At 60.8% G+C, this 12,888-nt stretch carries 11 protein-coding genes; 8 read left to right on the top strand and 3 right to left on the bottom strand.

All coding sequences use genetic code 11. From position 1 onward, the window contains the following. Positions 1-6: 6 nt before the first annotated feature. On the bottom strand, positions 7-906 hold the full coding sequence (locus WG78_RS12270; RefSeq protein WP_053938117.1) for a LysR substrate-binding domain-containing protein: 900 nt from the start codon (positions 904-906) through the stop codon (positions 7-9). A 108-nt stretch (positions 907-1,014) separates the two neighbouring features. Here WG78_RS12270 and WG78_RS12265 point away from each other — a divergent pair, with 108 nt between their 5' ends. The 5 genes from WG78_RS12265 (at position 1,015) to WG78_RS23095 (ending at position 4,965) form a co-directional block, all read left to right on the top strand. Further along, on the top strand, positions 1,015-1,341 hold the full coding sequence (locus tag WG78_RS12265; RefSeq protein WP_083458991.1) for a DUF2917 domain-containing protein: 327 nt from the start codon (positions 1,015-1,017) through the stop codon (positions 1,339-1,341). Continuing rightward, complete coding sequence (locus WG78_RS12260; RefSeq protein ID WP_053938115.1) at positions 1,341-2,039, top strand: glutathione S-transferase family protein; 699 nt, start codon at positions 1,341-1,343, stop codon at positions 2,037-2,039. Before WG78_RS12265 ends, WG78_RS12260 begins: the two co-directional genes overlap by 1 nt. Next, complete coding sequence (locus WG78_RS12255) at positions 2,036-2,296, top strand: hypothetical protein (protein WP_053938114.1); 261 nt, start codon at positions 2,036-2,038, stop codon at positions 2,294-2,296. Before WG78_RS12260 ends, WG78_RS12255 begins: the two co-directional genes overlap by 4 nt. A gap of 293 nt (positions 2,297-2,589) precedes the next feature. After that, positions 2,590-3,807 carry an acetylornithine transaminase gene (locus WG78_RS12250; protein ID WP_053938113.1) on the top strand — a complete coding sequence of 406 codons (1,218 nt, stop codon included), beginning with the start codon at positions 2,590-2,592 and terminating at the stop codon, positions 3,805-3,807. A gap of 84 nt (positions 3,808-3,891) precedes the next feature. Next, a complete protein-coding gene (locus WG78_RS23095) occupies positions 3,892-4,965 on the top strand; it encodes a cytochrome-c peroxidase (protein WP_053938112.1) in 1,074 nt (357 codons plus the stop codon). Between the two features lie 51 nt (positions 4,966-5,016). Here the strand turns inward: WG78_RS23095 and WG78_RS12240 are convergent, their stop codons facing one another. Then, positions 5,017-7,245 carry a YgiQ family radical SAM protein gene (locus tag WG78_RS12240; RefSeq protein WP_083459049.1) on the bottom strand — a complete coding sequence of 743 codons (2,229 nt, stop codon included), beginning with the start codon at positions 7,243-7,245 and terminating at the stop codon, positions 5,017-5,019. Positions 7,246-7,355: 110 nt separating this feature from the next. Next, positions 7,356-8,243, bottom strand: a complete 888-nt coding sequence (locus WG78_RS12235; RefSeq protein ID WP_053938111.1) for a LysR substrate-binding domain-containing protein — start codon at positions 8,241-8,243, stop codon at positions 7,356-7,358. Positions 8,244-8,350: 107 nt separating this feature from the next. Between WG78_RS12235 and WG78_RS12230 the strand changes: the two genes are divergently transcribed. The 3 genes from WG78_RS12230 to WG78_RS12220 all read left to right on the top strand — a co-directional run bounded on the left by WG78_RS12230 (position 8,351) and on the right by WG78_RS12220 (position 12,864). Continuing rightward, on the top strand, positions 8,351-9,613 hold the full coding sequence (locus tag WG78_RS12230; RefSeq protein WP_053938110.1) for an MFS transporter: 1,263 nt from the start codon (positions 8,351-8,353) through the stop codon (positions 9,611-9,613). A gap of 559 nt (positions 9,614-10,172) precedes the next feature. Next, positions 10,173-10,589: a response regulator gene (locus WG78_RS12225; protein WP_161805112.1), complete on the top strand. Its 417-nt coding sequence runs from the start codon at positions 10,173-10,175 to the stop codon at positions 10,587-10,589. Next, a complete protein-coding gene (locus WG78_RS12220) occupies positions 10,582-12,864 on the top strand; it encodes an EAL domain-containing protein (RefSeq protein ID WP_053938108.1) in 2,283 nt (760 codons plus the stop codon). The genes WG78_RS12225 and WG78_RS12220 overlap by 8 nt, the downstream gene beginning before the upstream one ends. Positions 12,865-12,888: the final 24 nt, after the last annotated feature.

The following is a 12,888-nucleotide window of genomic DNA, read 5'->3' as shown; positions in this document are numbered from 1 at the left end:
TGCGCTTCAGCCTGCTAGCGGCGGCAAGCCCGCCTGGTAATCCGCCGCCTCGCGCAACAGCCACCCCATAAAATCATCCAGCTTGGCCGAGCCCTCACTGCGCTGCGGCCAGGCCAGCCAGTAATCGCGATCAAACGGCACTTCCACGCCCAGCAGCTGCACCAGCCTGCCTTCGCGAATCAAACCATCCGCCAAAGAACGCCGCGTCACCGCCACTCCCTGCCCGAGCAACACCGCCTGCACCAGCAAGTTGGAATCATTGCAGTTAAGCCCCGGCGGCAAAGATTGATCCAGCCCCGCCGCGCGGCACCAGTCGCGGCCACTGTCATACGAGCGGATGACCGGGCAACTGACGAATTCCTCAATGGTTTGCGGCAATACGCCGCCGTTGAAATGCGGAGCCGCTACGCCGATGGCGCGTTCGGGCATCAGCAATTGCGTCTGCACATCGGGCCATTGCCGCGCGCCGATACGGATGGCCAGATCGACCATGCCCGTCTTCAGATCATCGAGCGCCAGACCCGCGCGCAGTCGCATCTTGTAATGCGGAAATTGCGCGTTAAAACGCGGCAGGCGCGGGATGAGCCAATGCGTGGCAAAGGACGGGATAACCGACAGCACCAGCTCGTCACCGCGCGGGCGGTTAAGCACCATCTCGGTGGCGGTTTGCAGATCGCGCATGGCGGCGCGCACCTGCATGGCGTAAATGCGGCCCTCTTCGGTCAGCAACAGCCGCTTGCCCTGACGGGTAAACAGCAGCACGGCCAGTTCTTCTTCCAGCGCCTTGATCTGATGACTGATGGCGCTGTGCGTCACATGCAGTTCTTCAGCGGCCTGCACCATGCTACCCAAACGCGACACCGCTTCAAACGCGCGCAAGGCCGGTAACGGAGGAAGGTTACGCATCAGCGCCTCTTGTTAGTTTTATTCACGAAAAGCGTAAAAATATATCGATTTTTCTTAAGTTTGTGTGCCGATATATTACAAGCCATCACGGAGACAGGAGCAAGCGAGATGACACAAGACGTCCGACTCATACTAAAAAGCGAGCTGATGCGGCTGGATGCGCACGAGCGTTGGAGCATGGTTTGTGAAACAGGCGAGATGTGGATTACTGTAAATGGCCAGGCGCGCGACATTATTCTGAAAGCACAGGAAAGCGCCATCGTCGGGCCGGGCAATGTGCTGGTGGAAGGCCACGGCAGTTTGCGCCTGCGTGCGCAGCCCGGCTGGCTGTATCGGCAGGCCGCACGGCTGGTGGGCGCGTTGTGGGGCCTTATCCGCCGCCAGCGCGAACGGCGCGCGCAGCACGTGCATATCTCAATCACAAGGAAAGCTTGATGGGCTCTACGGACGGACAAGCGCAGTACACGTTGTATCTGGGCGACAAGAATTATTCTTCGTGGTCATTGCGGCCATGGTTGGCGCTGCGACAGCTGGGGATTGCATTTACGGAAGTCGAAGTACCACTGGGCGGCACGGGCGTAAACGAGCGCCATCTGGCGTATTCGCCCAACGGGCTGGTGCCCTGTCTGCATGATGGCGATCTGCAAGTGTTTGATAGCCTGGCAATCTGCGAATATCTGGCTGAACGTCATCCGCAACTGTGGCCCGCCGAGCGCACCGCCCGCGCCCGGGCCCGCAGCATTGCCGCCGAAATGCACAGTGGCTTTGGCCAGGTACGCAACCAACTGCCAATGAATATCCGCTTGCGGGCGCGCGGCACCGCGCTGCCTGCTGCCGTGCAGAAAGAAGTGGACCGCATCTGTCTGGCCTGGCGTGACGCTCGCACATACTTTGCCAGCGGCGATGGCCCGTTTCTGTTTGGCGCTTTCAGCATCGCCGACGCCATGTTCGCACCGGTAGTCTGGCGCTTTTATAGCTACAACGTGGCGCTGCCAGCTGATGCCGCGGCCTACCGCGACACGATGTTGGCGCTGCCCGCCATGCGCGAATGGCAAGCCGCTGCCGAGGCCAGCACATGGCGTAATCCTGGACAGGATGAGCTGATCCACCAACACGGCGGAGCCCGCGTATGAGCGCTCGATTTATCCGGCTCAAGGTTCGAACTGCACGTATCGTGCACGGATTTGACGCGCAAAATGTCGAGATCGTCGAAGAAGTCAACGAGGACGTCTATGTCACCAAACTGGTCGCCATCGAGCGTATTCAGTCCATCAGCGAACGTTATCTGCTGGTTTCCGGTGGCCAGGGTCGGCTGATGTATTGGGAATACAAAGGCGGCATGGATGCGCTGGCGCAACGGCTGGCCAAAGCAGGTCTGTTGCTCGAATAAGGGCGCGCAAAGCCGGCCCTGGAAAACGCCGTTGACATAACGGCAAATTGTCCGGCACTCTAAAAAGCATGAATTCCTACACACACGCTCAAGGCCGACGCAACGCGGCCCGCCGAGCCGCAGCCGCGGCGGCGGGCCGTGGCGCGTTGCCATGGGCGTGTGACAAGGACGGGTTGCCCTGACGCAACCCTGCTCCAGAAAACACACACCAGACCAACGGGCCGCGAAACACTTCGCGGCCCGTTTTTTTTCGCCGATCGATTCCGGCATCCAACCCCAAGGAGTAAACCAGCATGACCAGCCAGTCCAATCCGCTGATGTCCATCACCCCGCGTCCGCAGCTGCAATTCGAGCGCGGCGAAGGCGCGTGGCTGTATGACGCGGCGGGACGAGCCTGGCTGGACTGGTTACAAGGCTGGGCCGTCAACAGCCTGGGCCACGCACCCAAGCTGGTGGCCGATACGTTGTATCAGCAAGCCTGCACGCTGATTACCCCCAGCCCCGCCTTCAACAACACGCCCGCCACGCAACTGGCGCAATGGCTGGTAGACCACAGCTGCATGGACCAGGTGTTTCTGGCCAACACCGGCGCGGAAGCCAACGAAGGCGCGATCAAGCTGGCGCGCAAATGGGGCCGCCTGCATAAGGACGGCGCATTTGAAATCATCACCTTTACCAGCGCGTTTCATGGCCGCACCATCGCCGCGATGTCGGCCTCGGGCAAGCCGGGCTGGGATGTGTATTTTCCGCCGCAAGTGCCGGGCTTTCCCAAAGCCACACTCAACGATATCGAAAGCGTCCGGCGGCTGATCGGCCCGCACACGGTGGGCATCATGCTGGAACCCATCCAGGGCGAAGGCGGCGTTAATGCGGCCAGCCGCGCATTTCTGCAGGCACTGCGCGCCTTGTGCGACGAACATCAACTGCTGCTGATTTTTGATGAAGTGCAAACCGGCTGCGGCCGTACCGGCCCGCTGTTTGCCTATCAAGCCAGCGGCATCGAGCCCGATATCATGACCCTGGGCAAAGGCCTGGGCGCGGGCGTACCGATTTCGGCGCTGCTGGCCAAAGCCGCCTGCAGCGTATTCGAGCACGGCGATCAGGGCGGAACCTTTTGCGGCAACCCGCTCACCGCTGCGGTGGGGCTGGCGGTGATGCAGCATGTGGCGCAACCGGCGTTTCTGGCCAATGTGGTGGCGCGTGGCGCGCAATTGCAAAGCGGGCTGATCGAACTCAGCGCCCGCTTCGGGCTGGGCGAAGTACGCGGCGCAGGCTTGCTGTGGGCCATCGAACTGGGCGATGAGCGCGCTGAAGCGGTCATGCGGGCTGCGCGCGACAACGGCTTGCTGATTAACAATCCGCGCCCACATTGTCTGCGCATCATGCCCGCGCTCAATACCACGGCTGCCGAAATCGAGACCGGTCTGGCGTTGCTGGGCAAGACGCTGGCGCAGTTCTACGCGCCGTCTGCGCAAAAACATCGCACCGATATGCTTGCTGCATACAAATAAACAGTAACGACTGATATCGATCAAATGACACCGCCGCGGGGCGGACTGTAATAGCGGATTTTCGCCCCGTCCCCGAGGTTATCCATGTTGTTTGATCGATCCACTTTCCGCACGTTGGCGGCCTGTTTGCTGGCAGGCGCTGTTCTGCATCAGGCAGGCGCTACCGGCGCGCCAGCCACGCCCGACCCCGCCTTGCGCAAGCAGGCGCAAACCCTGTTCAAGCCCATCATCGCGACCCCCAATCCCGATCCGACGGGCCGCATTGCCTTGGGCAAGATGCTGTTTTTTGATGCGCGGCTGTCCAGGTCGGGCACGCAAAGTTGCAGTAGCTGCCACAACCTGGCGCGGGCGGGCGTCGACAACACGCCGGTGTCGCTGGGCCATCGCTGGACCAAAGGCACGCGCAATTCGCCCACGGTGCTGAACGCGACCTACCACAGCAAACAGTTCTGGGATGGCCGGGCGGTGACGCTGGAAGACCAGGCCAAGGGCCCGATCACCAATCCGGTGGAAATGGCGTTGGCGGACCCGGCCACCGCAGTGCGCCGGCTGAACAGCATTCCCGGTTATCCGCCGCTGTTTGCCAAGGCCTTTCCGGACAGCAAAAGCCCGCTGTCGTATGACAATATCGCCAGCGCCATCGCCAGCTTTGAGCGCACGCTGGTTACCCCGTCGCGCTTTGATCAATATCTGACCAGCAATCCGGCAGCGCTCACCGATACGGAGCAAACCGGTCTGCGGCGCTTTATGGAAACCGGTTGTATCGCCTGCCATAGCGGTGTGGCTTTGGGTGGCACGCAGTTTATGAAGTTTGGTCTGGCCAAGGGGCCGTACTGGAAATATACCGGCAGCAAGGGGCGTGACCATGGCGTGGCCGAAGTCAGCAAAAAGGCAGCCGATACCGATCTGTTTAAAGTGCCAGGATTACGCAATGTGGCGCAGACCGCGCCGTATTTTCATGATGGCAGCGTGTGGTCGCTGCGCGACGCCATCCGCATCATGGGCGAAACGCAGTTAGGCACCACGCTCACCGCCACTGACCTCGACACTATCGAGGCCTTTCTGACCAGCCTGAATGGCGAGGTGCCGCGCGCCGCACGCGAACTGCCGCAACTACCGCCTGACGGACCCAGCACGCCAAAACCCGACTTTAATTAATCGATCCACCCGATTGCACCGCGCGCCGCCACCAAGGCGGCGCGCTGGCTTTTAACGCGCGCGCGATTTGCCGGCCATGGTCTTCTTGCCCTTCCCCTGGCCGGGCCCGACGATCTTTTTGCGGGTGGCAGGCGCCGCGGCCGCGCCTTCGCTGCGGGGGCGTTGCGCATCGCCGTGGCGGGGTTTCTGCGGCACCGCATTACGCGGCGGCGCCACGGGCCGCTCGCCAGGCTGCTGCGCCGGAATCAGATGCTGCGGGCTGTTGCCGATCAATTCAGCGCGGCCCATCGCGACCAGTGCTTCACGCAGAATCGGCCAGTTGGCCGGATCGTGGTAACGCAGAAACGCCTTATGTACCTTGCGTTGATGCGCATCGCGAATAATCTCCACCTTCTCCGAACTCCGCGCCAGTTTGCGCAGCGGGTTACGTCGCGTGTGCCACATGGTGGTGGCCATCGCCATCGGCGTGGGCGTAAACGCCTGCACCTGATCAGGTTTGAAGTTATTCGACTTGAGCCATAACGCTAGATTAAGCATGTCTTCGTCGGTGGTGCCCGGATGCGCCGCGATGAAATACGGAATCAGATATTGCTTTTTGCCCGCCTGCGCCGAGAACTTGTCGAACAGCTGCTTAAACTTTTCAAACGTGCCGATGCCTGGCTTCATCATCTTGGAGAGCGGGCCGTCTTCGGTATGCTCGGGCGCAATCTTCAGATAACCGCTTACGTGGTGCGTCACCAGTTCTTTGATGTATTCCGGGTTTTCCACGGCGAGGTCATAACGCAAACCCGAACCGATGGTGATTTTTTTAACGCCCGGAATTGCGCGCGCCTTGCGATAAAGCTGGATCAGCGGCGCGTGATCGGTGTTCAGGTTTTCGCAAATGCCTGGGTAAACACAGGACAAGCGACGACAGGACTGTTCGATCTTGGGGTCTTTGCAGGCCAGACGATACATATTGGCGGTCGGGCCACCCAGATCAGAAATATGGCCGGTAAAGCCCTTGGTCTTGTCGCGAATCTCCACAATCTCGTTAAGAATCGATTCTTCCGAACGGCTCTGGATAATGCGACCTTCGTGTTCGGTAATCGAACAGAAGGTACAGCCGCCAAAACAGCCGCGCATGATGTTGATCGAAAAACGGATCATTTCCCACGCCGGAATCCGCGCGCCGTTATAGGCCGGATGCGGGTTACGCGCATAAAACAGGCCGTAGACGTAATCCATTTCTTCGGTGGTCAGCGGAATCGGCGGTGGGTTCAGCCACACGTCGCGTTCGCCGTGCGTTTGCACCATGGCGCGCGCATTGCCGGGGTTGGATTCCAGATGCAGCGTGCGGCTGGCGTGCGCGTACAGCACGGGGTCATACGCCACGGCCTCGTACGCCGGAATGCGCACCACGGTTTTCTGGCGCTGCGCCTGCTTGGCGGCCAGACGCTCGGCTTTCGAGACAATACGGATCGGCTGCACGGCATCGGGCGGCGTCACCGGCTCGTTCGATTTTTCCGGCTCCATGGCATACGGATCGGGATGCGGCTCCACGCGACCCGGCGTGTCGACGGTGGTCGAATCCAGTTCGGTCCAGTCCGCACCGGGCATCCAGCCGTGCTGCGTCAAGAATGCGGTGCCGCGCACATCGCGGATTTGCGATAGCCGTTCACCGGCAGCAGCGCGTTGCGCCACTTCCACCAACGCGCGTTCGGCATTACCAAACAACAGGATGTCGGCCTTGGCATACACCAGGGCGGACTGGCGCACCTTGTCGCTCCAGTAATCATATTGCGCGATGCGGCGCAGGCTGCCTTCAATGCCACCGGCCATAATCTCAACGCCCGGATAGGCCTCGCGGCAGCGCTGGCTGTAGACGGTGAGGGCACGATCGGGGCGTTTGCCGCCCTCGCCGCCTGCCGTATATGCATCATCCGAACGCGGCTTTTTATCGGCCGTATAGCGGTTGATCATCGAATCCATATTGCCCGCCGTCACGCCAAAGAACAGACGCGGCTTGCCCAGCACTTTAAAGCCCTCGGCCGAATGCCAATCGGGCTGGCTGATAATGCCGACGCGAAAGCCTTGCGCTTCCAGCAAACGCCCGATCAGCGCCATGCCAAAGCTGGGGTGATCAATATAGGCGTCGCCCGTCACCAGAATGATGTCGCACTCGTCCCAGCCCAGCACGTCCATCTCGGCGCGGCTCATCGGCAAAAATTGCGCCGGCTTGCGCGGCTGCATGCCTTGGGGCAGTTGATAAATAGGCGTGGGGGCGGACGACGGATTCATGATGCGGTCTTGTTGCGAGCAATCGAGCATTTTCGCAGAAATGAGCCCGGCTCATACAACTATTGCTTGCTATTCATCGGAATACGGATGGCGTCATGCCGCGATATGCGTCAGGCGCTGGTTTGCATTACCTCTTTAAAGCGTGCAATCAGTGGCGAAACATCATCCGTACGCGTCGCCAGCGAGGCCACGCTGATCGCGCCCTCGTCCGCAATCGGCCGATAACACACGCCTTCCACCTGAATGCAGGACAGCGGCCCTGGCAAGATCGACACCCCCAGCCCGGCCGCCACCAAACCGATCAGGGTGGTCCCCTCGCGCGCCTCTTGCACCACATGCGGTGCATAACCGGCTTGCTGGCACAGACGCAGAATCTGCCGGTGAATCCCGGTACCCGCGCTGGCGGGGTACGTCACAAATGGACGCTCGCGTAATTGCACCAGCGTTACCGTATCCTGGCGCGCCAACGGGTCATCACGCCGCAATACCGCCACCAGCGGATCGGACAGGAACGGCAGCAGCGTGATATTGGGCGGCGCTTCCACATCGCCGCCGCGCACCATGCCGATATCGAGTTTGCCCGCCGCCACAGCGCGCAGCTGGTCCAGCGTCATCATCTCGCGCAGGGTGAGCGTGACGTGCGGATGGCGCTCGCGGAAGGCGTGAATCAGCGCGGGCAGCAGCGTGGTAAACGGCAAAGACGGCGTAAAGCCTATGCGCAGTTCGCCCACTTCGCCGCGCGCGGCCCGCCGGGCGTCTTCTACCGCATCGCGCGTTTGCTGCAGGATCTGGCGCGCATGCGTTAAAAAACGTTCGCCCGCAGCGGTTAAGGCGACGCGCCGTTTGGTACGTGCAAACAAGGCCACGCCCAGCTCGTCTTCCAGCGCCTGGATTTGCTGGCTAAGCGGCGGCTGGCCGATATGCAGGCGCGCGGCGGCGCGGGTGAAATGCAGTTCTTCCGCTACCGTCACGAAATAACGCAGATGTCGTAATTCCATTTTGACAAATATCTCAAACCAATCAGAACAGCCATAAATATATATTGGACTGCCAGTTAGTGCAGTCCTAACATCGCTGCATCGTTTAAAACCATGCCGTTAGCATCATGCCCAGCGAGTTAGTCATTCCCGCCGCAGCGCGCCCCGATCGCCGTATCCATCGCATTCAGGCGGGCACACCCGAATTCAAACGCACCAATCTGGCTTTGTTTCTGGGCGGCTTTTCCACGTTCTGGTTGTTGTACTGGGTGCAACCGTTGTTACCACTGTTTGCGCGCGTTTTTGGCATCAGCCCGGCCGCCAGCAGCGTTACGCTGTCGGCCGCGACCGGCGCATTGGCTTTGGCGCTCATCCCCGCCAGCTTGTTGGCCGACCGCTTTGGTCGCAAACCGGTGATGTGCTGCGCGATGTTTGCCGCCGCGATATTGACCATGCTGACCGCCGCCGCGCCCGATTACAGCAGCATGCTGGTGCTGCGTGCGCTGTCGGGCATGGTGTTGGCGGGCTTGCCCGCAGTGGCGATGGCCTATCTGGGCGAAGAGATCGATCCGGCCTCGCTGGGCGCGGCGATGGGTGTGTATATCGCAGGCACCGCGCTGGGCGGCATGAGCGGCCGCCTGGCCACCTCGTTTATCGCCGATTTCACGTCGTGGCGGCTGGCTGGCGCATTGGTGGGCGGCACCGGTTTGATTGCGGCCACCGTGTTCTGGCGCAATCTGCCCGCCTCGCGTCATTTTGTCGCCCGCCCTTTACCCAGCAGCCGCGCCGGCCGCCTGGCCCTGGCGCAGGCCATCCGCGCCTTGTTTGCCGACGCAGGCTTGCCGTGGCTGTTTTGCGTAGGTTTTCTGCTAATGGGCTGCTTTGTCAGCCTGTATAACTACATCGGTTTTCGACTGGAACGCGCGCCGTTCAATTTGTCCGACGCCGCCATCGGCTGCATTTTTGCGCTGTACCTCGTCGGCACGGTGGCCTCGACCTGGTCAGGCCGCCTGGCAGACCGCATTGGTCGCCGACGCGTGTTGTGGGGCACCAAGATTCTGATGCTGGCGGGCCTGGTCCTGACTTTGTCGGACTGGCTTGCGATGGTGGTGGTTGGCATTGGCCTGTTTACCTTCGCATTTTTTGCCGGCCACACCACCGCCAGCAGTTGGGTAGGCCGTCGCGCTGGTCCGGCCAAGGCGCTGGCCTCTGCCTTGTATCTAAGCGCGTATTACCTCGGCAGCAGCCTGGTTGGTTCGCTTTCGGGTTTGTTCTGGCATCGGGGCGGTTGGGCTGGTGTGGCCACCGCGCTGATCGTCATTTTGTTGCTGAGCATTGCTGTCGCCTGGCGCTTGCGCAGCCTGCCTGTCAAACAATGGGCCAGCGCCTGACCATAACGAGGCCAGCCCAGTCTGGCTGACCGCGGCGTTCGCCCCTTCCTTCCGTCGCCGCGCGGGCGTGCGCGGCATTTTTGCGACGTTTGTTTGTACATGGCAGACATGAACCGACAGGCGCACGCCGCAGCACGCGCCAACCCGCGCCGATGTGACATCCAGCATTAATGCGGCTTGCAGCCCGGCGCGGACAAAACCTGACGCCACTCGTAGGAAGCTGTCAGGTGTTTTCCTACAAACCTGTGAAAAAGCGCTCACCAAATATCAGCAAAACATGATTTGACTGTCATAACGGCATTTTTTGTGGCTAAACTGCTCTCATATAGGCATGCAATGCCTGATGTTTTGCGTAAGCATTTGCCAGAGTGCATTGCGCGAAGCAGCCGACCCAACCGGTAACGGTTCCGCCGACCTCACAGCGGCGGGCGGCGCAATCCAGGCGCAGGGTCAATAACAATGGGGCGTAATACAGCACTGAAGTGAGCAGACCATGCGGCCGGCCCGCTGCCGGCACGACAACCATCATGGCGCACACCGGTGCCTAAAGAGAGGCTATATGCGACGTATTCCGGGGGCCAATGTGTTGATCGTCGATGACGATGAATACAACCGTAAATTGCTGAATATCTTTATCAGCACGGAGGGGCACAAGCCCATCGAAGCCAGCAGCGCGCAACAGGCGCTGCAACTGGCTGATTCCGACCATCCTGACATCATCTTGCTGGATTTGATGATGCCCGGCGTCGACGGTTTTGAACTGGCCCGACAGCTAAAAGGGAATCCGCGCACCGCAGATATCCCGTTGGTGGTGGTGTCCGCACTGGACGACCCCGCCGTCGCACAGCGTGCCATCAGCTGTGGCGTGGACGGCTTTGTGCAAAAGCCGCTGGATCGCTGGCAGTTGCTGCAAACCGTCAACAAGCTGTTAAAGATCGACGCGGGCGCAGCGCCCGGTACGGACGCCGATGCCTGAACTGACCGCACCCACTGACTCGGCGCGCAGCGTAGGCCTGTTTGGCCTGCTGAGCCGCATCAACCGCATCACGCTGGACACGCATAGTCCGGATGAGCTGTTGTTGAATCTGTGCCGAGCCTTTGGCGAGAGCGGTCTGTTCCGGTTTGCCTGGGCGGGCCTGGTCGAACCCGATTCGGAAGACTTGCGGCCGCTCACTTATTGGGGCGATCAGGATCACTGGCTGCGCCGCTTTGGCGCCACCAGCCAGTTAGCGCGCAGCGCACGCGAACAAGGCAGTGCGCAATTCAAGAATGATCTGTCGATGCAGCCGGACGAGGAATATCGCGTGCTGGTGGACGGTGGCATCTTTGCCGCCGCCGCGATTCCGGTGCGCGAAAGCGGCCGCATCAGTTGTGTGCTTAACCTGCTGGCCACCGATGCCGGCACTTTCGACGACTCCCTGTGCAATCTGCTGCGCGAAGTGGCTGACAACGTTGCGTTTGCGCTGGAACACATGCTGGGCATTCAGCAGCGCTCGGCCGCCGAATCGCGCATTCATTACCTGGCTTATTACGAAGCCCAGACCGGCCTGCCCAACCGCATCCTGCTGGAACAACGCATGCAGCAGATCACGGCGGGGGCACCGGGCGAGGCGCGCTATCTAACGCTGCTGGATATCAAACTGCGCCGGTTGGATCAGGTCATCCAGATTCTGGGCCACCAGGCCGTCGACGGCGCCTTGCGCACGCTGGCGCAACGGCTGGAGGCCTATCGCGGCTACGACGGCATCCTGGCGCAACTGGGTGCGGACGAATTCGCGCTGGCGTTTCCGGGGTTTCCGGGCAGTAACGCCGTCGGCGCGCTGATCCACCATGTGCACAGCGTGCTGCAACAAAGCGTGCAGGTGGATGGACAAGAAGTGTTTTTAAACGCCGGCATTGGCGTGGCGATTTATCCGCTGCATGAAAGCGACGTGCGCTATCTGTTGCGTCGCGCCCGTGCCGCCGCCGAACGCGCGGCGCAAGAAGGCGGCCTGCGCTATTACAGCGCTGATCTCGAAAAAGGTCTGGAACAACGCTTGCAACTGGAGGCTGATCTCCATCGCGCGCTCGAACGCGAAGAGTTCGAGCTCTTCTTCCAGCCGCAACTGAATCTCAAAACCGGCGCCATTGTCGGCGTTGAGGCCTTGTTGCGCTGGCGTCACCCGGAAAAAGGCCTGGTCGGCCCGGCCCAGTTCATTCCGATGATGGAAGAATGCGGCATGATGCCGGCCGTGGGCGAATGGGTGCTGCGCACCGCTTGTGCCAAGGCGCGCGGCTGGCAAGACGCGGGCCTGCCCCAGGTGCAGATTGCGGTGAATATGTCGGTACAGCAGTTCCGCCTGTCCGGCATCGTCAACGTAGTTAAACGCGCGTTGCAAGACACTGGCCTGGCCCCGGAATGGCTGGAGCTGGAACTGACCGAATCGCTGATTCTGGAAAACGCCGACCGCATTATCCAGGTAATGCACGACCTGAAAGCGTTGGGTGTCAGCCTGAGCCTGGATGACTTCGGCACCGGTTATTCGTCGCTGGCTTATCTGCAACGTTTTCCGATTGACCGCATCAAGATCGATAAATCGTTTATCCGCGATGTGGCTATCAAAACCGAAAGCGCGGCGTTGGTGCGCGCCATCGTTGCCATGGCGCACAGTCTGGGTTTATCCACCATTGCCGAAGGCGTGGAAAACGACAGCCAGCTGGGCTATTTGCGCAAGCAGTTCTGCCACGAAATGCAGGGCTTTTTATTCAGCCGCCCGCTACCCGAAAACGAGCTGCTGCAGTTGCTGCGCGATGATCGCAAGCTGGATCTGGAAGAGGACATCGACGCGGCGCGCTTTACGCTGCTGGTGGTGGATGACGACCTTGACGCCCTGGCCAACCTGAATCGCACTTTGCGGCGCGATGGCTGGCAGGTGCTGGAGGCCACCCGAACCGACACCGCGCTTGATCTGCTGGCCACGCGCCAGATTGGCGTGGTGATCTGCGACCACAATATGCCCGAGCTGGCAGGCACTGATTTTCTGCATCGGGTTAAAAAACTCTACCCCGATATCGTGCGTATTTTGCTGACCGGTTACTCGGAGTTCGCCAGCGTGATCGCCGCCGTCAATCGCGGTGATCTCTACAAAGTGCTGGGTAAACCGTGGGAAGACGAAGTACTGCGCGAAGCCATCCGCGACGCCTTCCGCCAATATGAAATCATGGCAGGCAGCCGCGCGCTGGTGCCGCAACGCACGGGCAACGCGCCCTGATTACGCGGGCATCCGCAGCGGATC

The organism is Amantichitinum ursilacus (assembly GCF_001294205.1).
In the GTDB taxonomy this organism is placed as follows: Bacteria; Pseudomonadota; Gammaproteobacteria; order Burkholderiales; family Chitinibacteraceae; genus Amantichitinum; species Amantichitinum ursilacus.
The sequence above is the reverse complement of the archived record's forward strand: the minus strand, read 5'-3'. Positions and strand labels throughout refer to the sequence as shown.